Here is a 23,382-nt window from a genome sequence, read left to right as displayed (position 1 = left end):
CCTCGTACCGGATCGTCCCGCTACCAGGGCGCCATCGCGAGACTATCCTGCTGGTCGCGAGAGGATCCTGATCGGACTGGGCTGAGCGCCCCCTTCCAGCCTCACGCCGCCATGGTCACCAGGGCGAACGATGAGCGGCGCGCGGCCGGGCACCCGCAGCGTCGCTTTCGCGACGAAGGGCGTCGTCGCGACCAGTTCGGGCCTGCCCAGCGTCAGCGGATAAAGGCCGAGCGTCGACCAGATGTACCATGCGGACATGGCACCGGCATCATCGTCCATCCCGTCGGCAAAACCCTGCGGACCTGCCGTGAAGCTGCGGCCGATCCACGGCTGCGGGCGTACACCGGCATTGGTGTAGCGATGGGGCACCGGCTGCTGCAAATACTGGGCGACGATCCGGCGCGCCGCCGCCGCATCCCCGGCCCATGCGAGCATGTAAGGAACCTGGATGTCCGGCTCGTTGGTCATGTTGAACAGGTTGCGGGCGAAGAATTGCTCCAGCTCCGGGCGGAAGCGCTGCCCGAGCGTGTCCGCCATCCACTTCAAGTCGAAAACAGGCGCCCAGCGATATTGCGCCAGCGTCCCCTGATAAAGGCCGCGCGCATGGACGACATCCGCGTCCGGCCCCAGCGTCGCGAAAATGCTCTTCCACATCGTGCGATACGACAAGGCCTTGGCGCGGAAGCGCGCCGCAAGATCCCTTTCGCCCAGATCGGATGCGAGCTCCGCGACCGCCCAATCGTCATAGGCCGCCTCGATCTGCTCGTCGGGCGTCTTGCGCGCCAGGGTTGCGCTTTCCGCCACCATGCCGGCAAGCGCGGCCTTCGCGTCGAAGTCGACGATACCTCGGCGCCGAAAATCCAGCAGCACGATGCCGGCATGTTCGGTACGGACGGTGAGGAAGGGTTCGGTCGGCGTCCCCCAGCGCTGCTTTCCAGTTTGGTAAAGGCGTACGAGCGACCGGGCGATGGCGCCGGCGCGCGCCGGATCGAGGAGCGCCAGCAGCGGCATCTGGGTGCGATAATTGTCCCAGAGGGCCCAGCTGGTATAATATTGCTCGCCCGCTGGCAGCTGCGCCACGCTGCCGTCGCTGCCGCGGAAGCGGCCATCCGGATCGGCGATCGCGACCGGCGTCTGCATCACCCGGAACAGGGCTGTGGCGAAGATGACCTGCTGTTCGCGAGTGCCCTGGATGGTGAGGCGGGACAGCTGGCGGTTCCAATCGGCCCGGGTGGCGGCGGCGATGATAGAAAACGAACGCCGCCCCAACTCGGCGGCGCGCACGCCAGCGGCCGCCGCCGGATCGACCGATGAGAGGCCGGTGCGGACCTCGATCACGTCGCCCTTGCGGATATCGAGCATCGTCCGGGCCTCGCCGCTTGGGCCCGTCCACTGCGGGTGCGCCGCACCGCCATTGCGGGACACGAGCGTCGCGGAGTTCAGATGGTAGGTGCCGACGTCGCAGACCGTACCCGCACTGAAGCTCGCCCGAAGCTCCCCGTCCGGCGCTGATTGCCATTGCGCGCCATGCCGACGCGAATAGCCATGATCGAATGCTATCGTCAGGGTGATCCGTCCATCCCGCGGCAGGACGAAGCGGATCACGCCCGCGCCGCGCGTGGCGGTCATGGCGGCGGTGATGCCGTTGCCATATCGCACCGAATAATAGCCCGCTGTTGCGCGTTCCTGGTCTTTATCCATGAGCCAGGCGGAGCCCGTTCCAGCATAGCCCAAGGCAACCCGAACATCCCCGCCCGCGCCGCTGCAGCCCACCCCCACCGCCCGCGTGTGCGAGAAGCCGGTCAATTGCCGCGCCGCAAAGTCATAACCGGCATGATTGGCCGGATCGGTATCAGGCCCCAGCTGGACCATCCCATAGGGCGCCACCGCGGCGGGACTAAGCTGCCCGAAGTCCGCCAGCGTGCCGATGAAGGGGTTGACCCATGCGACCGGTTCGCGAGCTATTGCCGCCGACGAAAATGCCAGCGCGATGGCCAGGGGCAACAAGGATGCAGGACGGCTCATGGATCGAGCGGATCGCCCGCCGCCTCCACCTGGAAGGCGATAGGATCGGGCGTGAAGCGCAAGCTGAAGCGATCCGGTCCCGGCACCAGCTTGCCGGGCTGAACGCCCATCTCGCGTAGGTTACGCTGCGCCATAACATCGCTGCCGATATAGTCGATCGTGCGCGGATCGGAGACAACCAGGGCTTCCCGGTCGACCGGGAAGCCCGCCGCGATCAACAGGCGCGCGCAATTGCGCAGGTTCGTAGTCGTGTGCCGGGCATGCGGCTCGATCAGGATGCGATCGGCCGGAATGCCGTAGTCGCCGATCAAAATGCGCTTCATTTCCACCGCTTCGTTGAACGGCGTGCGGTTGGGATGCACGTTGCCGCCGGACACGATCAGGAAGGGCGCAACGCCACGCTTATAAAGGTCCGCCGCAATCTCCAGGCGGATATGCCCCATCACGCCGGTGCGGGACACCGGATCTTCCGGCCCATGGCCAAATACTAGCAGGGCCGTGTAAGGCGCGGCCTTCCAGTCGGTACGCGCGACACGCCGTGTCGCACTCTCATTCTCGCCGCCAAGTACGGGCAGATAGCGGCCAGCATCCGTCCGCTCGTTCATGCGCAAGAGGCCGACCGCATAACGTTGCGAGGTATCGAAGAAGAGATCGTTGGCACGCTGCTGCGCCATGATGGCCGCGCCGTGGGCGCTCAGCGCTTCGGCGAATTCGGGCGACGCCGCATTGAAAATGATCGCGTCGATCTTCGGATAGAGCGGCGGCTCACCTTTCGCATAGACGGCAATAATGTGGTTAAGCGCTGCCGCCGTGCTGGCCCAGGCCGCTGCGACCAGATCTGCATCGCTCAACGCGGCATAGCGACCAAATTTGCCGGAGGGGCGGATCAGGCGCGTCGCTAGCGCCCGCGCCAGATCTGGATTACGAATCAGCAGACGAAGCTGCGTATCGACCGTCCGGATATCCGCTGCCGTCCAATCCCACGGATCGACCAGGCACCGCGGGGTTGGCGTGCAGGCGCCCGCCGGCACCCGTTGAGCGCGATCGGCGGCAAGTCGACGCAGGATCGGGTCGCTGCGTAGTGCCGCCGCCCAGCCCTCTGCCGAGCGCAGCATGGTGAGTAGCGGGAACACTTGGCTTTCGAGCGTCTCGTCCGCAGCCACGGCGACGGCCGGCGCTGTCCTGGCCTGGATTGCTCCGGGTGCCAGTAGCGCCGCTGCGACAATCAAGGCTGCGGACGAGTGGCGCATGTCACCAGCTCCGGCTGAGGATGAAGCGGAAGTTGCGGCCGAACAACGGCCGTCCGTAGATGGCCTCGGCCGTCCCCTGCCCCGCAAATTGATCGGTGCGGGTATTGCCCTCGGTCAGACCCTTGGCGTTGGTGATGTTGTCACCGACGACCTGGAAACGCCATGCCTTCCATTCCACCGCCGCACCGACGCCGACCGTCTGGTAGCCCGGCATCGCTGTCTTGCTGAAAAAGTCGACGTAGCGACGGCCGACCCAATCATAGCGGCCGAACAGCTCCACGCGCGCTTCGCCCATATTGACGTTGAAAGCAGGCCGCACGTTCCCAAAGAATTTGGCTTCGCGGATGATCTGATTGCCGTTGACTGAGCTCGGATCCGCGCCCGACGTATTCACCAGATTGCGATATTCCGGCTGCTGGCGCGTAACCGATCCGGTGATCGAGAACCAGCGGACCGGCGCCAGCCTCCCGTCAATCTCCACGCCCTTGACGGTCGCTTCGCCAACGAACGGCAGCGACTGATCGTTCTGCCCGGTGACCGGATTGAAGGCTGCGAAGGAGGCGTTGAACGGATCGAACTTCGTATAGAATCCGGTGAGATACAGATAATTGCGCCCGAAACTTGCCTTAACGCCCACTTCATATTGGCGGGCTTTGGTCTTGACGATCGTCGGTGCGATGCTGGTCACCACACCCAGCTGCGGCGGCACTTCCAGATTGGATACGCGGCCATAGATGCCGAGGTTGCTGGTGAAATCATAGTCAGCACCGACGGTCCAATTGGTAGCCTTGGGATGCAGGCTCTGGTTGATGATAGCGCCGGTGAAGGCCCGCGTCGTGTCGTCCGCCAGGGTCGTCGGATCGCCCAGATTGGCCTGCGCGGTCGCCAGCGCATAGCCATCATAATCATACCATTCATGGCGGATGCCGAAATCGATGCGCAGGCCACGCGTCACATCCCAGGTATCGTTGGCATAAACGGCGAGCATCTTCGCGTCGCCCTTACCCTGGTTCAATGTCGTGGTGTAGCGTAGCACGCCGTTCTGCGTGACCGACCCCAGCACCGCGCCGTTGGCCGAATAGGCCACAAGGTCGAGCGTCCGCGGCTTGCTGCGCAACTCGATCAGCATATCCTGATAAGCCTGGAGCAGCGTATTGCCATAAACGGAGCCATAGGCACCGACGCGCAGATCATGCGTGCCAAGCCCGGTCTCGATCCGGCGGGTGACGCTGACATCCGCCTGCCCGGAATAGAATTTGGATTCTGACATGCGATATTGGCCCGACAGGACGAGCCCCGATGCGGAAGCCGGATCATAGACGGATGCGCCGTTCGTGCCCGCAAAAGCATAGCCGAGGCGGGCAACGCCTGGTCCGAACGCAGCGCGCGCGTTGGTCAGGTTGGTTCCGGTCGCGAACGCCACGGCGTCGACCGGATTGGTGGTCGAGTAAAAGGCATCGAAACTGCTCCGGCCCTTGGTAAACCCGGCCTTGGCCGACACCTGCCAACCGTCGAAATCGCCTTCATAGTCCAGGCCCGCGTTGAAGAAGCGCATGTGCCGGCCATCGGCGAGATCGCGGTCGTGGCTCTGGATGACACCGGCGCCATCGCGATATTTGATGTTCACGTTGCGGAGCGACGGCGAGTTCAACGTGCCGCGGTGATAGTCGATATATTGATCAAGCGAGACGGCCGGATTGCGCGGATCGGCGATCGGGATCGGCAGATAGAAGAGGTTGTGATCGTTGACATACATGGCCGAAATTTTCACGAAGCCATTGTCCAGATCATGCTTCAGATTGGCGCGGATCTGCCCGCCCTTGTCGCTGGGGAAGCCGCTCTTCCGATAGCCTTCATGCTGGCGCAGGAAGCCGCCGACGGCAAAATAGGTTTTCTCGCCGATCGGTCCGCTCTGCATCGCATCAAGACGGTACAGGCCGGTATCGCCCAGCGTGACCTGCGCCTTGCCCCTTGCAACGTCGCTGCCGGTGACCGTGATGGTGTTGGCGATGGCGGCTGCACTGCTGGCATAGATGGGCGCCGGACCGCCGCGCACGATCTCGACACGCTCACTCATCAGATCATAGCGATTCATGCCTTCGCCGGAGTTGAAGAAGGGGCCGTCGATTTCGTGGTAAAGCGGCAGGCCGTCCTGCTGGAAGATCAGATAGCCGCGGTCGGTGGGGATGCCGCGCACGCGGGTGACATTCTGAACCTCGCCGCCGGTCGCTTCCACCTGGATGCCGGGGACCGTGCCGAGCAGATCGGCAAAACTCTTCGGTGCGATCTGCTGGACATCCGTCTGCGACAGGCTGTTGATCGCGTAGGACACGTCGAAGCGGCGCTGCGCGCGGACGGCGGTGCCCGTGACGATGATATCCGCCTGCTGATTGTCGGCCGGAGCCTCTGCCGACGCGGCTGGAGCGGCCTCCTGCGCGCGTGCTGGCGTGCACAGCGACGCCAGCAAACCGATGGATGAAGCTACAGACAGAGCATAAGCTCGCGAACGCGCGACCTGCATTTAGATCCCCTTTTTTGGAATAGGGGTGCGGTATGGCGGGTTCACTACATTTATATGACAAAGCAATGCCAAATGATCGCCTTCATGAGGGCACAAGGCCGCCCATCGCCTCGGCGGGTCAGGTGGCCGCTACCGTGAATTCCAGCCGAATTCCGCCAGGAATGAAAATGAGGAAGTGGCGGGTCGCCGATCCCGGCTGGATAGGGCCGGGTTCCGCATCGATCCGGACATCGGAATGGGCGCGGACCTTGTCCCACAGTTTATCCAAAGCGGCATCGTCGGCGACCGCGAGGGATAGGTGATGCAGACCGATATTCTGCCGCCGGTCGAAAGCACGGGCCGTGACGGGATCCGCCGCCCGCCACAATGTCAGCAAGATCGCGCCGTCGCTGACAAAGATCGCGGGATAGTCGGGCACGCCGCCTACTCGATCGAAGCCGAGCACATCACAGAAGAAGGCCTGTGCCTGGTCGAGATCTGGCACGGTGAGCCCGACATGGTGAACACCACAGGTCAGCTTGCCGGTCACGGGTCCCTCCCCTCCAGTTCGGCAATACGGGCGCGCAAGCGGGTGAGATCGTCCAGCAAAGGTTCGGTAGCGCCGCGTATCTCCGCCTCCGTAAAGCGGGGCGTGATGTGTTGCGGGCAGTTCCAATCGAAGCCGACCACGTCGATCAGAAAGGCGTGGTTCGCTTCGGCCGCATACCCCGGCATCATCAGGGCAGCCACATCGGCCGGATCATCGCTGCCGCGCGCATGGCCGATCAGCTTGAGCCGACGCCGATTGGGATAATCCATGAGGAACAGCGACACGCGATCGTCCGCAGCGACCGCAGCGGTCGAGAGGAATTGCTGGTTGCCGCGATAATCCGCAAAGCCGATGCGGTTGCCGCCTATATGTTTCAGAAAGCCACGCGGGCCGCCGCGATGCTGGACGTAGGGCCAGCCGGTCTCGCTGATGCTTCCCATGTAGAAACTGTCGCGACCGGCGATGAACGCAATTTCGCGCTCCCCGAGCATGTCGGCCTCCTCCGCATGAGCTTCCATACGGGCATAAGAGGCGCGCGACCCGGCCGCCTGCTGCAGCGCCCGCGCCTGGGGACCGAACATGGTGTGAAGATAGGTTGCCGCCATATCGCTCAGATAATGCTTGCTGCCGCAACGATAATCATCGATCGCGAACGTTCACTATTGCGGCGTCGACAATAATGGATCGGTTCGAAGCTCTACGTGCCTTTGTCGCGGTGGCTGATCGGCGTGGTTTTGCGGCGGCGGCACGCGCCTTGAACCTATCGCCGCCCGCCGTCACCCGCGCGGTTGCCGGGCTGGAGCGGCATTTAGGCGCGACCTTGTTTCACAGATCGACGCGGGCCGTGTCGCTGACGGATGAGGGCGCGGCATTCCTGGAACGCGCCCGGCGTGTCCTGGCCGACCTCAACGAGGCGGAGCAATTGGTGATCGGCCGGAAGACGGCGCCAAGCGGCCAGCTCTATGTGACCGCGCCCGTGATGTTCGGGCGAATGTATGTGCTTCCCACGATCACAGCTTTGCTGGAACAACATGACGGGCTGACCGCACGCATGATGCTGGTCGACCGCAACGTACGCATCGTTGAAGAAGGCATTGATGTGGCGGTTAGGATCGGCCCGTTGGCAGATAGCACGTTGCGCGCAGTCCCGATCGGCACCGTCGAGCTGATGGTGGTAGCAAGCCCGGACTATCTCGCCCGCCACGGGGTGCCGACCAGCCTTACAGACCTTAAGGACCACCATTATATCACCGGCAACGGCCTGCGCATGGGCGGCGCCGTGCTACCGCCGGAAACGCGCGGAACGACATCCCACAGGCCCCCGCGCCTGGTCGTCAACACGATAGACAGCACGATCGCCGCCGCGGAAGCCGGCATGGGGCTGGCGAATGTACTGAGCTATCAATCGTTCGAGGCAATCACCGCCGGACGGCTCGTGCGCGTACTCGCCAATGAATCCCCGCCGCCAGTGCCGGTCAATCTGCTGTACGACGCGGGCCGTGCCGCCATGCCAGCAGTCCGCGCCTTCATCGACGCGATGCGCGAACGCGCCCACAAAGGCGGCTGGGATTAAGCGCCGCGATGGCCGCAAATGGCGCGCGATGTGCCCCTTACCCTGATGCAGCCAGCGTCCGAAGCCAAACCCCAAGAACATCCTGTCTAGCTACTCTTTCGTCGCGTTGCGGCTAACACAGCTCTGCGCAAAAAGAGTGTCACGATATGCTCACAGTTGAAAATCCGCTCGACTGCAATGCCGGTGCCAGCGGGAGCGCGCGGACAATCATGATCGACCGCTTTGATTTACCAGATCCGCGCCGGCGGGATTTTCTTGGAGGCGCGGCTATGGCGGCCGGCGCGCTGATCGCAGGGTCTTCGTTCGCGCAAGGGATCGAACCGCCGCAGCCCGCCAAATCATCACCAATTTACGGCCCGTTCAAGCAGATCGACGCCGGCGTGTTGAACATCGGCTATGTCGATATCGGGCCACGCGATGGAACGCCTGTCCTGCTCTTCCACGGTTGGCCCTACGACATCCACGCCTTTGCCGAGGTGGCGCCGATGCTCGCGGCGCGCGGGCACCGCGTGATAATCCCGCACTTGCGGGGACATGGCACGACCCGGTTCCGATCCGCGACGACAGCCCGCAACGCCCAACAGGCCGCACTGGGCGCAGACGGGATTGCCTTGATGGATGCCTTGGGTATCAGCAAGGCCGTGATTGCCGGCTTCGATTGGGGGGCGCGTACTGCGGCTATCATGGCTGCACTGTGGCCGGAGCGCTGTCGGGCACTGGTATCGGTGAGTGGCTATCTGATCGGCAGTCAAGCCGGTAACACCAAACCGCTGCCGCCCGCCCAAGAACTGCAATGGTGGTATCAGTTTTACTTCGCGACCGAGCGCGGCCAAGCCGGTTATCGCGCTAACACAAGGGCGTTCAACCGGCAGATCTGGCAGCTCGCATCGCCGCGTTGGGCGTTCGATGATGCAACATTTGAGCGCTCGGCCGTCTCCTTCGATAATCCGGACCATGTCGCGATCGTCATTCACAATTATCGGTGGCGCCTTGGGCTTGCTGATGGCGAGCGCGCATTCGATGCCATGGAAGCGCGGCTGGCGGCTGCACCTGCGATCACGATCCCGACCATCACCATGGAAGGCGATGCCAATGGGGCGCCGCACCCTGACGCTTCGATGTATCGGACCAAGTTCACAGGCCGCTACGAGCACCGCCTGATCAGCGGCGGCATTGGCCACAACCTGCCGCAAGAGGCGCCCAAGGCTTTTGCGACGGCCGTGCTGGACGCAAGCGCGCTGGCGGTGTGAAGCCTGGCAAGCGATATGCCGGCCGCGGAAGCCGGACTCGGACTTGATCCTAAAAGGAGGCTTTGCCTCGCCACGTCACGGACTAATGGCTGAACGGAAGCCCTAGTCTATCGCGAACGGATCCTTGTGGGGGTCATCGTTCCAGACATATTCGGCCTCGCGCGCCGTCTTCTCGGCAGTGTCGCGATCATGCAAGCTGGCGACGAGTGCCAGTGCCATGTCGGTGCCTGCCGACACGCCGGAAGATGTCATGAATTTACCGTCTGCGACCCAACGCGCATGGCGCTGCCACGCCACCTTGTCCGATTGACCGGCGACCCAATCGAAGGCGGCTTTGTTGGTCGTCGCGTTGCGGCCGTCCAATATCCCGGCTTTCGCAAGCAGCGCCGCACCCGTGCAAACGGACGTCACATAATCGGCGTCATCACTGCGCGCGCGCAGAAAGTCGAGAAGCACGAGGTTTTCGATTTCGCGGCGCGTGCCCATGCCGCCGGGGACGAGCAGGATGTCGAGATGAGGCGCATCCAAGAAGGCATGATGGGCCAGGCTGATCAATCCCTGAGAGGATGTCACTGCCGTACCATCCTGCGTGATCGCGACCAGCCGGTAATCGGGCAGCCGTCCCAACATCTGCACGGGACCGAAAACGTCCAGTGTCTCGAATTCGTTGAAGAGGATGATGCCGATCCGCTTCTGCCCCGATGCCGCGGGGTCACCATCGTGCGATTGCGCCATCACCATCCTCCTTTGGCTGATCGTCCTGCACCATCCGCAGCGCAGCTATGCCAAGCGATGGCCGACAATCGGGCAGCAGGGCAAGCGCCGATCTAACCGATCCGAGCGACGCGCCCCTCAATCGGATGACCGGGATCGTTGAATCCATGGGTTGAGGCATGGCCGGTGGTGACCAGGCTGTCGACAAGCGCCTCGTCCTCGGCAGTGAAGGTCACGTCCAGCGCCTTGATGTAGCTGTCCCAATGCGCTTCGGTGCGGGGCCCCGTGATCGTGCTGGTGACAAGCCGGTTGTTGAGCACCCAGGCGATCGCGAAGGCGACAGGATCGATCCCGCGCGCCCGCGCATGATCCGCTATCTTCGCCGCCAGCGTCACTGACTCCGGACGCCATTCGGTTTCCAGCATCCGCTTGTCGCCACGCCCGGCCCGCGTGTCGGCTGCCGGCGCTGCATCCGCCTGATATTTTCCGGTCAGCACACCTCGCGCCAGAGGGCTGAACGACACGGTGCCGAGCCCGTAATAATCCGCGGCGGGCAGCTGCTCCACCTCGGCGACGCGATTGACGATGTTGTAGAGCGGCTGGCTGGCGATCGGCCGATCCATCCCGAACTGATCCGCCAGATGACAGACTTCGGCGATGCGCCAGGCGCGAAAGTTGGAAACCCCAAAGTAACGCAGCTTGCCCTGCTGGATGAGATCGCCGATCGCCCGCACGGCCTCCCCTAGCGGTGCGTCGAACACCGCGCGGTGAAAATAAAGCAGGTCGATATAGTCCGTGCCAAGCCGATGCAGACTGTCTTCCACGCTGCGAATGATCCACTTGCGCGATTGGCCGCTGCCATTCGGCCCCGGCGCCATTGCGTTCGCGAATTTCGTGGCCACCACCCACTCATCGCGATGTGCCTTGATGCCGGTGCCGACGACGATTTCCGATTGTCCGCGATTATAGACATCCGCCGTGTCGATCATGTTGATGCCCTGGTCGCGCGCCTTGTCGATGATGCGGTGCGCAGTCGCCTCGTCCGTCTGCTCCCCGAACATCATGGTCCCGAGCGTCAGCGGCGCGACCTTGATGCCGGAGCGGCCAAGATAACGATAGCGGATGGACATGGACGTGGTTTCCTCGTGACGTTGTTCAGGATGTGCGGGCGTATTGGAAGCCCGCATAGGATTGGCTGACCGGCATCAGTTCCAGCTCATTGATGTTGAGGTGCGGCGGCAGCGTCGCGATCCACAGGATCGTGGCTGCAATGTCCTGCGCCTTCATCGGGTTGGCACCGGAGTAGAGGGTATCCGATGCGGTCTGGTCGCCGCCGGTGCGAACCAAGGTGAATTCGGTCTCGACCATGCCGGGATCGATCACGCTGACGCGCACGCCGGTGCCATGAAGATCGCTGCGCAGACCAAGCGAGAATTGCTGCACGAACGCCTTGGTGCCGCCATATACATTGCCGCCGGGATAGGGGTAGGTTCCGGCAACCGAAGCGACGTTGACGATGCCCCCCTTGCGTTCGATCAGGCCGGGCAAAAGGCGATGGGTGATCGTGACGAGCGCGGTGATGTTGGTATCGATCATCGTGCGCCATTGATCAAGATTGGCATTTTGCGCCGGCTTGGTCCCAAGCGCGAGACCGGCATTATTGACCAGCAGGTCGATCTCCCGGAAGCGATCCGGCACGGCGGCCAGCGCGGCATCCAGGGCGGCTTCGTCGCGAACGTCGAACACGGCCGCATGCACGCGGCCCTCATAGGCGTCCACAAGCGGGGCGAGCCGGTCGGCACGGCGGCCGGTGGCGATCACCTGCCAGCCTGCATCCGCCAGAGCCCGTGCCGTCGCCTCGCCAATGCCGGAGGTCGCCCCGGTTACAATCGCAGTCTTCACAGTCATTCTCCCGTAGCTCTCGCCATTGTCGCGTGCTCGGCATTACCATCGAAATGCTGGCGCGCGAGGCTGACGAAGCCTGTACGGTTCGGCATTCTGATCCGAGCCAGGCCGGACGCGTCGAGCGCCGCATCGGCGGCGACGATGCCGTCGATCGAGAGCAGATAGGCCACTAGGCTATAAACATCCCGATCGCCGAGCGACTGGGGTGCCGTGAGCGGCATCGCGCGTCGAATATAATCGAACAAGGTTGGGGCGTAAGGCCAGTAGCTCGCGACCGTCTTGACCGGCTTGTCCGAAGCGAGCGAACCGATGCCGCCAGTCAGCCGATCGGCGATACCGCCAACCCCCGCGGGCCCGTGGCAGGACCGGCATTTCGCATCATACAGCACATGTCCCTCCGCGACCGAGCCCTCACCCGGTGAAAGCCCGGCACCATCGCTGGCCACGGTAATGTCCCATGCGCGCACCACGTCGATCGACACGGGGCGGCCGAGCGCGGGCCCCGCCGTCGCCGCCGGTGCGCCCCCCCTCGCACGCGCGCCGGCCAGCACCAGCAGAGCGGCAGCGCCGCCCAGGATCGACCTACGCATAGACATGGGCGACCCGCCCCTGCGCATCGACGCCCCATGCCTGAATGGCGTTGCTGTGATAGCCTTGGCCGACGCCATAGCGGGCGATCCACGCGGCCCGCTGCGGCTGGACCGCACCGGTCTGATCCGTCGCGCGGCTCATCAGGACAGCAGGGGCACCGTTCCAATGCCACGGCATGCGAAAGCGCGTCAGCGCGGCCGGCAAGATGGGTCCGTCAAGCGCGGCCTCGGCCCAGCTTGCGCCGCCATCCGCCGAGACCTCGACGCTGCGGATCCGTCCCCTGCCCGTCCACGCCAGGCCACTGATTTCCTGATAGCCCCGGCCGCGCAGATCCAGCCCGAACGACGGTCGCAGGATGATCGATTTGACGCCCATGCGCAGCGAGAAGAGGTCCGCTTTCCCGTCGGTTCGCAGATCGGTGTATTTAGCCGTCTCCTCACGCGAGAGAGCCGGCGCGGCCATTAGCTTCAGGCGGCGCAGCCACTTGACCGAAGCATTGCCCTCCATGCCGGGCAGCAGCAGCCGCATCGGCAAGCCCTGCGACGGCATCAGCGGCTCACCATTCTGGAACAGCGCGATCATCGCGTCGTCCAGGCAGAGCGACAGCGGGATGCTGCGCGTCATGGCGGCCGCATCGGCGCCCTCCGCCTGCACCCATGTGGCCTGCGGCGCCATGCCGGCTTCCTCCAGCAAGCTCGAAAGCCGCACTCCGGTCCATTCCGCGCAGGACAGCAATCCGTTGAGCTGGCCCGCGCTCACCTGCACAGGCTGCGGCGCGCCGATCGCGCTGCTATTGCCCGAGCATTCGACGAACAGGATGCGGCTGTGCCGCGGGTAGCGCAGCAGATCGTCGTAGCGGAATAGCAAGGGTTGGCGGACCAATCCGTGCACGAGAAGTTCGTGCTGCGCCGGATCGATATCTGGCACGCCATTATGATGCCGTTCGAAATGCAGGCCATTAGGCGTGATCGTCCCTTCCAGCAGGTGCAGCGGGGTGCGGGACGATCCCGAGCCCGGGAAGCTGAGCTTGGGAACGATCCGCTGGACCGCAGCACCCGAAGACGCGCGCGTGCCATAGCCCGACAGCGGCGCGCCGGGCTTCAGCATCGATGCGGGCGCTGCGCCGCCGGCGGCAGCGGCGTTCGTTATCAGCCCCCCAGCCGATACCATCGCGGCGGTTAGCAGCGCGCGGCGATGGAGCAAGCCGCCGCCGGCGACATGCTCCGCCCGATCGCGATCCTCTTCGATCATGTCATTGCCTGAAAGCGGGCCGGCCGTATGCCCGTCGTCAGCCGACCTGATCGGCCTGGAGCACGCGCTCCCCGACCGACGCCGGCGGGTCACGCAGCAGCGGCAGCAGCTGGTCACCCTGCCGTCGGATCTCGGCCAGATAGGGGGTGTCGGACAGGACGAAGTGGGTGATACCCAGATCGCGATATTTCCGGAGCGAGCTGGCAACCTCCGCCGCCGATCCGACCAGCCAGGTCGTCCCCGCCCCGCCGCCGCCATAGCGACCGGGTGCAGTGTATAGATTGTCGTCCAGCACTTCGCCGCGTGCATGCAGGTCGAGCAGCCGTTGCTGGCCGACCGCCGGCGCGCGCCGATGCTCGTCCACATGGTTCTGCTTGGCGGCCATGTCGTCTACCTTCGCCTCAGCGTCGGCCCAGGCCTGTTCGGTCGTGTCGCGGACCAGCGTCGTGATCCGCAGTCCGAACTGCAGCGGGGGCAGATCCCGGTCCAGGTCCCGGCTCAGCCGCTTCAGCCGGGCGATGCGGTCGGCCACGCCATCCAGCGGTTCACCCCAGAAAAGCTGCACGTCGGCCTCGATCGCTGCCACGCGCTCCGCGGCTTCGGACGCGCCGCCGAAATAGAGACGCGGATGCAGGCGCTCGCCGCGCGGCGTGATCCGGGGCGCGATAGTGGAGCCGGTCACGCGGAAATGCTCGCTGTCGAACGTGACGTCCGTCTCCGTCCACAGGCGGCGGACGAGCCGCATGAAATCCTTCGTGCGGCCGTAGCGATGGGCCTGATCACCCTCGCTGTCACCATAAGCGGCGAGATTGTCCTGGCCCGAGACGATGTTGATGCGGACACGCCCACCGGTCAGCTCGTCCAGCGTCGCCGCCGCCGCCGCGAAATTGGCCGGGCGCCAATAGCCGGGGCGGATGGCGATCAGCGGCTCGAACGTCTTGGTGCGGGCCGCGAGCGCAGTCGCGACTGTGAACGTGTCGGGCCGGCCCCAGCTGGTGCCGATCAGCGCGCCCTTCCAGCCATGATCCTCCAGCGCCTGGGCGTGGCTGGTGAGCGTGTCCAGGCTCGCGGGCGCGGCATCGCTGGTGTCGCCGCGATGGCCGCCTTCGACCTGATTGGGGATATACCAGAGGAATTCAGAGGGGTTGGACATGGAACCTCCATGGTGCTGGAAGAAGGAAGAGGGGATGTGGTGGCGCGGCTATTCCAGCCGGAAGCCAAGGCGGTGGAGGATGCCGCGCAGCAGATGCCGTCCTGCGAGGGACGCGGTGCCACGCACGCGCTGGCTGGCCTGCTCGGTCCAGTCGCGCTCGGGCATATTTTGCTCGCGCTGGAAGCTGCGCAGGCGCTGATTATAGGCTGCGATCGCGCCCGCAGCAGGCGCTCCATATTGCTCGCCAAACAGCACCGCGCTTTGCGGGAGCCGCGGCTTGACCGAGGCAGGTGCAGCCGGATCGGGATAGCCGACGGTCAAGCCGAAGAGGGCGAACGCCTGGGGCGGCAGGCCGAGCTCGGCCGCAACTTCGGCCGGCTTGTTGCGGATGCCGCCGATATAGCAGCTGCCAAGGCCGATCGATTCCAGGGCCACCACCGCATTCTGCGCGGCGAGCGACGTGTCGACCGCGCCCAGCAGAAAGCTTTCCAGATAATGCAGTCCGTCCGCAGGCGTGCCGACCTGTTTGCCGATCTCGGTCAGGCGGTGATGATCGACGATCCAGAGCAGGAAAAGTGGCGCCTGCAGGATCTGCTTCTGATTGCCCGCCAGCGCCGCCAGTCGCGCCTTGCGCGCCGGATCTTCGACCGCAACGACGCTCCACGGCTGAAGGTTGGATGAGGTGGCAGCCGATTGCGCGGCCGCGACCAACAGTGGCACGGTGCCCGGCGGCACCGGATTGGGCAAATAGGCGCGGACGGATCGATGCGAGACGATCGTATCGAGCGTGTCATTCCAGGCGGGCGCGGTCTCCAGCACCTCCCGATAGCGCTCGTAGATGCGTGCCTGGCGGGCGGTGTCCGCCGCGTCGGGCGGCGTGAGCAGCTTCTTGAAAGCGCCGATATCGCCCTCATTCGGCGTCGGGGTCGACTCTGCATCTTCGCGATAGTCAGCAGGCGCCTCCTCTACCCCCAGCATTCGGTGCAGCAATGCCCGCAGCTCCGCGATGCGTTCGCGCCGCGCAATGCCCTTTTCCGGCAACCTGACGGGAAGGTCCGCTGCTAACCGGCCATCGTCCAGCATGACGATACGATCGGCGAGCAGGATCGCTTCGTCGATATCGTGCGTGACCAGCAGGACGGCAGGATTGTGGACGTCGGCAAGTCGCCGCAGCAGCGTGTGCATCTGGATACGGGTCAGCGCATCCAGCGCCCCAAACGGCTCGTCCGCCAGAAGCAGCTTGGGCTCGCGCACCAGCGCACGGGCGAGCGCGACCCGCTGCTGCTCGCCCCCCGAAAGTTCGTGCGGCCAAGCGCGCTCACGGCCGGCGAGGCCGACTTCCGCCAGCGCCTCGCGCCCCCGCTCGCGCTGCCCGGCAACGCCCAGCAGGACATTGTCGAGCACGCGCATCCACGGCAGCAACCGCGCATCCTGGAAGATTACGGAGATACGCTCGGGCAGGCGGATCTCGCCGACGCCCTCGGCTTCATGGTCGATCTCAGCAAGCGCACGGAGCAACGTGCTCTTGCCCGATCCGCTGCGACCGAGCAGCGCGACGAATTCGCCGGGCGCGATGTCGAGATCGATACCGTTCAGCACGCCCTTCAAGGTGAACGTGCGGACGAGGCCGCGGACCTGCACGGCCGGAATATCCACCGCCGCGCTCATCGACCGAGCGTCCTGCGCCAGCTGAGCAAACGTCGTTCGAGGTACCGCACCAGCGCGTCCGAGCCGAAGCCCAGCAGGGCGTAGAGGACCAGCCCGACCAGCATCACGTCGGTCTGGGCATAATTGCGCGCGAGCGTGACCATGTAGCCGATGCCGCTGGTGGCGTTAAGTTGCTCGACCACGACCAGCGCCAACCAGGAGGATGTCACGCCAAAGCGTAGCCCCGTCAAAAAGCCGGGCAGCGATCCAGGTACGACCACATAGCGCAGGAATTGCCACCGGCTCAGCCGCACCGTCTCCGCCAGCTCGACCGTCCGGATGTCGATCGCGCGAAGGGCATTATGGGTGTTGATGTAGACCGGGAAGAACACCGCCGTGGCGATGAGCGTGACCTTCATCGCCTCGCCGATGCCCAGCCACAGGATCATGAAAGGGATCAGCGCCAGGATCGGGATGCCGCGCTTGATCTGCACCAGCCCGTCGATGACGTAGCCACCGAGCAGCGACAGGCCGGAAACCAGCGCCAGCACCACGCCGACGGCCACACCGAATCCCAAGCCGGTCAGGGCGCGCCACGCGGAAATGGCCAGATTTTCCTGCAGGCGCCCCTCCCGGATGAGGTCGATCGCGGTGGTTAACGCCGTCCAGGGTGCGGGCAGGATGCGGGGATCGAGCCAGCCGGTAAGCGACAACACGCCCCAATAAAGCAGGAGCAACGCTGGCCCGAGCAGCGTACCATAGCGGGCGGGCTTGCCGGGGCTAAGACGCTGCTTGGGCTCGGGCCCGCGTGGCGCAAGCGGTACCGGCCGCGCCTGCCCCGCGGATGCAGGCACGTGCAGCCCCTCCGAATAGGCATTCATGACCGGTTTCCTTGTGCTGCGGTGAAGCCGTCGGCTGCGATGCTTTCGAAGCGACGATCGAAGAGGGAGGCCGCATCCAGCCGGGGACGCTTCGTCTCGGGCCCGAGCGTGTCGATTGCCGCCTGTTCGTAGGCGATCGCTGCAGCCCAGTTACGGGGCACGACGACATCGCCGATATAACGCGCCATGATGCGGGCATCGGCGATAGGCAGGCCGCGCTTTCCGGCATAATAACCGCGCGCCAATTCTTCCTGATGCGTGTTGATCCACGCCCAGTTACGCCCCCAATATTGCGCGAAGATACGCAGCGCGGCGGCCTTGCCGGGGTCCGCCAGCGCGGTTTCCGGCACGTAGATGCTGCCCCCGTCATCCCGGAATGGCGGATGGCGCAGCAGGCGCGCGCCCTTCGGGCCGTAATCGCGGAGATAATGTTGCGCGACGAGATCCGCGCGGATCGGCGCAACGTCGATCGCGCCCGAAGCAAGGGCGTTGGTATAGACATCCCCGCCGATGCTGGAGGGCAATTCAACCAGCGTCACTTCGTCGCGGCGTATACCCGCCACTTTCAGCGTTTCGATGACGACCTGCGCCTGGACCTGGCTGGGGCTGAAAGCGATCCGCTTGCCGCGCAGATCCGCGATCGTGCGCACCTGCGCATGGGGCGCGATGCCGAAAATGAAAGCCTGGCGGGCGCCGCGATCGGCATATTCGCGGAAGCCGATGATGCGCACGGGAATACCCGTCCAGGCCGCATGAATCGGAGGTACGCTCGCGCCGAAGCCGACATCGAGCGCGCCGGCATGAAACGCCTCGGTGACTTCCGGGCCTCCGGAGATTTCGGCCCATTCGATCCGAAAGGGCAGCTGCTTGTCCCAGCCGTTATGCTCGAACACCCACCGCATCACGGGATCGCCGACCCGCAAGACGACACCTGGCGGGACGCGATCGGGCAGCGGCGCGGTAAGAGGAAGGCCGTCCTTCGCTTCGGCCCCGCGGCGTGCCGGCGCGAAAGCGATGAGCAGGGCGATCGACAAAGCAACAATCGCGCCGAGCGTGGCCGATCCTCTCGGCCAGCGGGACCCCGCCTCTGCCATCAGACCAATGAAATCCCGGTCCACAGGCATGCGCTGTCACGATCGATCACGCACCGCTTGAAGCCGCATTGCCGCATCATCTTGACCTTGGGCACATCCGCTCTCCCGTCCGACCGCCATGATGGATCGGTCCTCCACAGGCGGCGATGCAGAAAAACTTCCTCACGCCCCAGATTCCCTAGTTACCAGGTAGGAAATTCACTTTCTACTAAAACCCACTTCATTAGTAGGAAATTAAATGGGGGCCTATCGGATGAACCGTTCCATCTTCGTGTCTGCACTGTTGGCGACCGCATCGACGCTGGCGGCACCGACGGTCGCCCGGGCCGATGCTGTGCCCGGCGGCGTCGCCGATGCCGGGGATGAGGTTGTGGTGACCGCCCGGCGGCGCGCCGAGAATATTCAGGACGTGCCCATTTCCGTTCAGGCGATCAGTGGCGAGACATTGGAACGCAAGGGGACGATCGACCTGCAGAGCCTGATCGACCAGACGCCGGGCCTGAACTCGACCGGGGGCAATCCGCGCAATTTCTCGGTCACTATCCGCGGCATCGGCTATGCGCCGACAGCGGCCGACGGCCTCGACAACGCGATCGGCGTCTATTTCGATGGCGTTTATCAGGCCCGGCCGGGCCAGGTTCTCCAGGATCTGGTCGATGTGCAAAGCTTTGAGGTACTGCGCGGCCCGCAGGGTACCTTGTTCGGTCGGAATGCGGCGGCAGGCGCGTTGAATGTCACGTTCAACAAGCCGAGCTTCACGCCCGGGCAGACGTTCGAAGTCTCCTATGGCCGCTACAATTTCGCACAGGCCAAGGCGATCGTGACCGGCCCGTTGAGCGACAAGATCGCCTTCCGCACCGCGGTCTATGGCACGCGCTCCGACGGCTGGATCTCAACGCCCTTTCGACGGCCCTTCAAGGACGCCGCAGCCCAGAAAGGCATCTACGCCCCCACGGCAACCGACGATGACAAAACCGCCGGCACCAAGCGCTGGGGTATCCGCCAGCAAGTCCTGCTCAACGCAGGCGATCTCAAGATCAACCTGTCGGGCGACCTGAACGTCGAAAGCGACAGCTCGGCCGGCTACAGTTCAGGCGGCGGCATCGTCGAGATTTTCGGTCCCGGCAATTGGGGCATCAACACGACGGCGGCGCAGCAGGCGCGCGTGACCACCGCCCGCAACGCCCTGGCGCAGCTCAGCAACTTCGGCGGCGTCCAAAATTGGGTGCAAACCGTCGACCCGCGCATCAGCATCACCAACAATTACAATCACATGCGCACGAAGAATGCCGGGATCTCGCTCACTGCGGATTATGATCTGGACTGGGCGACGCTGACATCGATCAGCGCGTGGCGGCTATGGACATTCAATCCGCCGCAGGACAGCGACAGCACACCGATCGACATCTACCAGAATATGGCAATCAGCCACAGCGACCAGTTCAGCCAGGAAGTCCGCCTTGCCTCCAAAAAGCGCGGGCCGATCGAATGGCAGGTCGGCGCCTTCCTCTATTATTCCAAGTTGAAGGATCATTACGTCGTCCACCAGTTCGGCGCGGACGTGATCCCTTGGTACAATGCCTACAACACGCTGGCGGGTAACGCCTTCACGCCGATCCCCCTGTCCTTCCGATCCCAGCTGACCGGCGCGCAGATTATCGAGGATACGCGCGTCGAGAACAGGAACGCCGCCGTCTATGGCCAGGCGACCTGGCATATCAGCGGCGCGTTGGATCTGACCGGCGGACTGCGCTACACCTATGATCGTAAGAATGGCAGCAGCCCGGTCGATACCAGCCAGCTTCCGACATCGCTGCCCGCGGGCATAACCAACGCGCAGCTCAATGCCTTTTATAACGCGATCGATGCGGTTCAGCGCAACGCCGGCCTCACCTATACCGTGCCGGGCTATCCCACGACAGTGGCCGCGACCGGCTACCCGCTCAACATCAAGACGTCGAACGACAATGTCTCCGGGACGGTCAGCCTGTCGTACAAGATCACGCCCAACCTCACGACCTATGTCACCTACGCCACCGGCTTCCAGGCGGGCGGCCTGGATCTCAACAACCGCTCGCTCGATCCGAGCGCGCCGCCGGTCGCACCGACCAAGACCAAGAATGTGGAAGCGGGGCTGAAGGCATCGCTGTTCGATCGTCGGGTGACGCTTGCCTTTGCGGCCTATCAAGAAAAGCTCGAAGGATTTCAGACATCTGTATCCTTCACCCTGCCTAACGGCACGCCCCAGCGCGGCGCGACCAATGTCGGCGACATCCGGGCGCGCGGCTTCGAATGGAGCGTCGGGGCCAATCTGGGCTCGGGCGTTAGCCTGACCTTTGACGGCAATTATAACGATTCGATCTATACCCGCGCGCCATCGCTGCCCGCACCGGCGGAGCTAAGCTATAACGGTATCGCCAATATCAACGCCAAGGGGCAGCGCGCGCCCTATTCGCCGAAATGGGCGCTGTCGGTAACGCCGTCGTGGGACGTCAGGATCGCGGCGAGGACCGAATTCTATTCCTACGCGCAATATTCCTACACAAGTTCCTACGGAACGGGCGTCACCCAGTCGATCTACACGCAGGTGCCGAACCAGTTTAACCTGAACCTGCGCGCCGGCGTCCGGCTGGACGACAGGAAATACGATATCTCGCTCTACGCCAATAACGCGACGAACGAGAAGAATATCATCTCGCAGGCGCTGCTCGCGGCGCCGTCAGGTGCCGGCGTCACCGCCTATCTCGGCCGCACCGTCAATTACAACCAACCTGCCCGCTATGGGCTGACCTTCAGGGCAAAGCTTTGAGGTCAGAAACGATCGACCTACCTCACTCGCCTATTTGGCCGCCGCCGGTGGGATTGTCATGCCAGCGCACGTACAGCGTCTTGCCGGCCGGGCGTGGCACTTGAATGCTGTTGCCGGGATAGCCGTCGGGGATGGTCGCGCTATTCTCAAAGCCAGGCGTCGCCGAGACGGCAGAGATCAGGAACAGATTGTCGCCCATCAACTGGCATGCAGGGGCAGACGCATCATCCGGACAACGCAACTGCCGGATGGTCGGTAGGCGCACCAGCGTACCGATCGGCAACCAGTCGCCGGTAACGCCGTCGCGGATCACCCGCGCCCGCAGCGGACCGAAGGCGGAGGTGCCGAGATCGGCAGCGGGCTGGAAGGTCGCGATCGCCACCTGCGCGTCCGCCAGCAACAGGCCTTTGCCGACGCTCAAGCGCGCCACCTCTCCGCCCGACCCGGCGGCGATCTCGACCGTCTCACCCCCGGTGAAGCGCATGCCCGTACCCGCGCGCAAGGATAGGCGAACCGTCGCATCGCTGGGGATCTGGTCGTCGTCAGGCAGGATGATGCGGACCGGGGCGACCGCGGACGGCCGTTCGGTATGCCGCGCGATCAACGACACCGCCAACCGCGGGGGCGGCGGAGCGCCGGCAATGGCAATCTTGTCGGGTTCCGTTCCGGACGGGCCCGCCACCCGGATCGTGGCCCCACCCGAAATGTCGCCGGTCAGAGCGACGCTGATCCGGTCTGGCGCAAGCCGCTTCCAGTTCAACTCCCGCCCATCGCCTTCGCCCAGCGAGACTTGGCTGACGCAGGCCGCTGCCCCGCCCAGCAACTCGACCTTGCCATCACGCTTTGCGGTTCCGCCATCGGCGGCAAGCCGCCACTTGCCCGCTTGGGCCGGCTGCAAATTCACCGTTGGTCCGTCGAACGGCTGAAAGCCCCAGATGCCGTGGATCGTCGCCTTGATCGGCATCGTCAGATCCATCGGCACTTTTCCGCGCGACTGCACGATCAGCCCACCGCGCTCCACATCCGGCTGGGCGGGCAGGTCCAGAGTACGGCCGCCTGGCAGTTGCACACGCAAGCCCAGATCATGGGCGTAACGGGTGGCGTAGATCAGCGGCGCGCCGCTGACCGGTAGCAGCATTTCGTCGGCCTGCGCACAGATCGACACATCGCGCTCAGCAATCTCCAACGGGGGAATACGGACCGGCGCCACGATCGGCAGCGCCGCCACCAGAACCGACTTTGGGTTGCGGAAAGAGGGCGCCGAATTCAGGATCAGCATCATCCGGTCGCCGTCCGTCGTCGCGAGCGCCGGGATATATTGATATTTGGCGGTGTGGAACGAGGCGAACATCCCGATAATGTCGCGCACCGCGCCAATATAGGGGCTGTAATAGCCGAGGCCGCCCTGCGGCGTGGCGCTAAACTGCAGCGCCAGGTCAACGCCAGGTCCCGCCAGCGCGTCGGTTATCTCATTGGTATGCCCATCGTTCAACACCAGCGAGTCCTGGTTCTGCAACAGGCACGCCGCCTGCAATTCCGGCGCCTTGGTCAAGCAGTCGGCATTCACCTTGATCTGCAGGCTGCGCGCCAGCAGTGGCGTCATGCGCTCCAGCCTGTCCGGATCGCCTGGGGCAGGCTTGCGGACAGCCGCAAGATACGTGTCCAGCCGGCGCCGATCGAGCGACGCCTGCGCCAGATCCTGGGCAGCACGCACGAATGCACCGGGGCGGCCCTTCACCGCGTTGCGCAGCGTGGGAAAATCGCCTCCGGTGGCAGGGGCCAGGAACAGCATTATCTGCTGCGCCCCTTCTGGCACCGTCAGCGACAGCCCCTTGCTCTCCTTCTTCTTCCAGGTTTCGGATTGCGTGAACCACTTGTCCGGGGGCGGGTTGGTCGATCCGCGCAGGAAGGCGGCAATCAGCAGATAATGGGCGGACTGATCCTTCGGCAGATCGGCCCGCACGTCGATCTGATCCCCGGCCGCCAATTGCGGGACATTGTCGATGGGCAGACGCTGCCCGTTGTGCGTGACGGAGACGCGCAATGTTGGCCCGGCCAGGTCGAACGGAGCACTTTCCCCCGCATAGGCGGCGGCGGGCACCGTGAACGTCAAAGCGGCGGCGATAAGGCGAAGCGGACGCATCCTCTGGGTCATACGCAGCAAAACCTGAACCGATCCTTCCTCGGGG

18 protein-coding genes are annotated in these 23,382 nt (G+C 64.3%); 3 read left to right on the top strand and 15 right to left on the bottom strand.

Features of this window, described 5'->3' with window-relative positions; translation table 11 throughout:
* Positions 1-42: 42 nt before the first annotated feature.
* The 5 genes from ACOJSI_RS03815 to ACOJSI_RS03795 form a co-directional block, all read right to left on the bottom strand.
* Entirely contained in the window at positions 43-2,025 is a 1,983-nt protein-coding gene (locus ACOJSI_RS03815) for a glycoside hydrolase domain-containing protein (protein ID WP_420136933.1), read from the bottom strand.
* A complete protein-coding gene (locus ACOJSI_RS03810; RefSeq protein ID WP_420136932.1) occupies positions 2,022-3,275 on the bottom strand; it encodes a YdcF family protein in 1,254 nt (417 codons plus the stop codon). The genes ACOJSI_RS03815 and ACOJSI_RS03810 overlap by 4 nt, the downstream gene beginning before the upstream one ends.
* Before the next feature lies 1 nt (position 3,276).
* Complete coding sequence (locus tag ACOJSI_RS03805) at positions 3,277-5,796, bottom strand: TonB-dependent receptor (RefSeq protein ID WP_420136931.1); 2,520 nt, start codon at positions 5,794-5,796, stop codon at positions 3,277-3,279.
* 118 nt (positions 5,797-5,914) lie between these two features.
* Positions 5,915-6,325, bottom strand: a complete 411-nt coding sequence (locus ACOJSI_RS03800; RefSeq protein ID WP_420136930.1) for a VOC family protein — start codon at positions 6,323-6,325, stop codon at positions 5,915-5,917.
* On the bottom strand, positions 6,322-6,930 hold the full coding sequence (locus ACOJSI_RS03795) for a pyridoxamine 5'-phosphate oxidase family protein (protein WP_420136929.1): 609 nt from the start codon (positions 6,928-6,930) through the stop codon (positions 6,322-6,324). Before ACOJSI_RS03795 ends, ACOJSI_RS03800 begins: the two co-directional genes overlap by 4 nt.
* 74 nt (positions 6,931-7,004) lie before the next feature.
* Here ACOJSI_RS03795 and ACOJSI_RS03790 point away from each other — a divergent pair, with 74 nt between their 5' ends.
* Entirely contained in the window at positions 7,005-7,898 is an 894-nt protein-coding gene (locus tag ACOJSI_RS03790; protein WP_420136928.1) for a LysR family transcriptional regulator, read from the top strand.
* A gap of 209 nt (positions 7,899-8,107) precedes the next feature.
* The gene (locus ACOJSI_RS03785; protein ID WP_420136942.1) at positions 8,108-9,148 is read left to right on the top strand and encodes an alpha/beta fold hydrolase; all 1,041 of its coding nucleotides are present in this window, start codon (positions 8,108-8,110) and stop codon (positions 9,146-9,148) included.
* Between the two features lie 102 nt (positions 9,149-9,250).
* Here ACOJSI_RS03785 and ACOJSI_RS03780 read toward each other — a convergent pair whose 3' ends face one another.
* From ACOJSI_RS03780 to ACOJSI_RS03740, 9 genes are all read right to left on the bottom strand, one after another.
* Complete coding sequence (locus ACOJSI_RS03780) at positions 9,251-9,883, bottom strand: DJ-1/PfpI family protein (protein WP_420136927.1); 633 nt, start codon at positions 9,881-9,883, stop codon at positions 9,251-9,253.
* A gap of 92 nt (positions 9,884-9,975) precedes the next feature.
* Positions 9,976-10,992, bottom strand: a complete 1,017-nt coding sequence (locus tag ACOJSI_RS03775; protein ID WP_420136926.1) for an aldo/keto reductase — start codon at positions 10,990-10,992, stop codon at positions 9,976-9,978.
* Between the two features lie 25 nt (positions 10,993-11,017).
* Positions 11,018-11,770, bottom strand: a complete 753-nt coding sequence (locus ACOJSI_RS03770) for an SDR family NAD(P)-dependent oxidoreductase (RefSeq protein ID WP_420136925.1) — start codon at positions 11,768-11,770, stop codon at positions 11,018-11,020.
* A complete protein-coding gene (locus ACOJSI_RS03765) occupies positions 11,767-12,357 on the bottom strand; it encodes a c-type cytochrome (RefSeq protein WP_420136924.1) in 591 nt (196 codons plus the stop codon). The genes ACOJSI_RS03770 and ACOJSI_RS03765 overlap by 4 nt, the downstream gene beginning before the upstream one ends.
* Entirely contained in the window at positions 12,350-13,609 is a 1,260-nt protein-coding gene (soxC, locus tag ACOJSI_RS03760; RefSeq protein ID WP_420136923.1) for a sulfite dehydrogenase, read from the bottom strand. The genes ACOJSI_RS03765 and soxC overlap by 8 nt, the downstream gene beginning before the upstream one ends.
* A 37-nt stretch (positions 13,610-13,646) precedes the next feature.
* Positions 13,647-14,762, bottom strand: a complete 1,116-nt coding sequence (locus ACOJSI_RS03755) for an LLM class flavin-dependent oxidoreductase (protein ID WP_420136922.1) — start codon at positions 14,760-14,762, stop codon at positions 13,647-13,649.
* Positions 14,763-14,810: 48 nt separating this feature from the next.
* On the bottom strand, positions 14,811-16,430 hold the full coding sequence (locus ACOJSI_RS03750) for an ATP-binding cassette domain-containing protein (RefSeq protein WP_420136921.1): 1,620 nt from the start codon (positions 16,428-16,430) through the stop codon (positions 14,811-14,813).
* Positions 16,427-17,290 carry an ABC transporter permease gene (locus ACOJSI_RS03745; RefSeq protein WP_420136920.1) on the bottom strand — a complete coding sequence of 288 codons (864 nt, stop codon included), beginning with the start codon at positions 17,288-17,290 and terminating at the stop codon, positions 16,427-16,429. The genes ACOJSI_RS03750 and ACOJSI_RS03745 overlap by 4 nt, the downstream gene beginning before the upstream one ends.
* Positions 17,287-18,408, bottom strand: coding sequence for an ABC transporter substrate-binding protein (locus ACOJSI_RS03740; RefSeq protein WP_420136919.1), 1,122 nt, complete (start codon positions 18,406-18,408; stop codon positions 17,287-17,289). The genes ACOJSI_RS03745 and ACOJSI_RS03740 overlap by 4 nt, the downstream gene beginning before the upstream one ends.
* 214 nt (positions 18,409-18,622) lie before the next feature.
* Here ACOJSI_RS03740 and ACOJSI_RS03735 point away from each other — a divergent pair, with 214 nt between their 5' ends.
* Positions 18,623-21,193, top strand: coding sequence for a TonB-dependent receptor (locus ACOJSI_RS03735; RefSeq protein WP_420136918.1), 2,571 nt, complete (start codon positions 18,623-18,625; stop codon positions 21,191-21,193).
* A 22-nt stretch (positions 21,194-21,215) separates the two neighbouring features.
* Here the strand turns inward: ACOJSI_RS03735 and ACOJSI_RS03730 are convergent, their stop codons facing one another.
* Positions 21,216-23,348, bottom strand: a complete 2,133-nt coding sequence (locus tag ACOJSI_RS03730) for a hypothetical protein (RefSeq protein WP_420136917.1) — start codon at positions 23,346-23,348, stop codon at positions 21,216-21,218.
* Positions 23,349-23,382: the final 34 nt, after the last annotated feature.

The sequence above is a fragment of the Sphingomonas sp. genome, assembly GCF_048595155.1.
Lineage (GTDB): Bacteria > Pseudomonadota > Alphaproteobacteria > Sphingomonadales > Sphingomonadaceae > Sphingomonas_I.
This window is presented reverse-complemented; position numbering and strand designations above follow the sequence as displayed.

Coding starts and splice junctions, on each gene's coding strand:
- ACOJSI_RS03785 (WP_420136942.1), top strand. CDS start 8,108: ATGATCGACCGCTTTGATTTACCAGATCCGCGCCGGCGGGATTTTCTT.
- ACOJSI_RS03730 (WP_420136917.1), bottom strand. CDS start 23,348: ATGACCCAGAGGATGCGTCCGCTTCGCCTTATCGCCGCCGCTTTGACG.
- ACOJSI_RS03805 (WP_420136931.1), bottom strand. CDS start 5,796: ATGCAGGTCGCGCGTTCGCGAGCTTATGCTCTGTCTGTAGCTTCATCC.
- ACOJSI_RS03755 (WP_420136922.1), bottom strand. CDS start 14,762: ATGTCCAACCCCTCTGAATTCCTCTGGTATATCCCCAATCAGGTCGAA.
- soxC (WP_420136923.1), bottom strand. CDS start 13,609: ATGATCGAAGAGGATCGCGATCGGGCGGAGCATGTCGCCGGCGGCGGC.
- ACOJSI_RS03780 (WP_420136927.1), bottom strand. CDS start 9,883: ATGGCGCAATCGCACGATGGTGACCCCGCGGCATCGGGGCAGAAGCGG.
- ACOJSI_RS03815 (WP_420136933.1), bottom strand. CDS start 2,025: ATGAGCCGTCCTGCATCCTTGTTGCCCCTGGCCATCGCGCTGGCATTT.
- ACOJSI_RS03775 (WP_420136926.1), bottom strand. CDS start 10,992: ATGTCCATCCGCTATCGTTATCTTGGCCGCTCCGGCATCAAGGTCGCG.
- ACOJSI_RS03770 (WP_420136925.1), bottom strand. CDS start 11,770: ATGACTGTGAAGACTGCGATTGTAACCGGGGCGACCTCCGGCATTGGC.
- ACOJSI_RS03765 (WP_420136924.1), bottom strand. CDS start 12,357: ATGCGTAGGTCGATCCTGGGCGGCGCTGCCGCTCTGCTGGTGCTGGCC.
- ACOJSI_RS03795 (WP_420136929.1), bottom strand. CDS start 6,930: ATGGCGGCAACCTATCTTCACACCATGTTCGGTCCCCAGGCGCGGGCG.
- ACOJSI_RS03735 (WP_420136918.1), top strand. CDS start 18,623: ATGGGGGCCTATCGGATGAACCGTTCCATCTTCGTGTCTGCACTGTTG.
- ACOJSI_RS03750 (WP_420136921.1), bottom strand. CDS start 16,430: ATGAGCGCGGCGGTGGATATTCCGGCCGTGCAGGTCCGCGGCCTCGTC.
- ACOJSI_RS03810 (WP_420136932.1), bottom strand. CDS start 3,275: ATGCGCCACTCGTCCGCAGCCTTGATTGTCGCAGCGGCGCTACTGGCA.
- ACOJSI_RS03745 (WP_420136920.1), bottom strand. CDS start 17,290: ATGAATGCCTATTCGGAGGGGCTGCACGTGCCTGCATCCGCGGGGCAG.
- ACOJSI_RS03790 (WP_420136928.1), top strand. CDS start 7,005: ATGGATCGGTTCGAAGCTCTACGTGCCTTTGTCGCGGTGGCTGATCGG.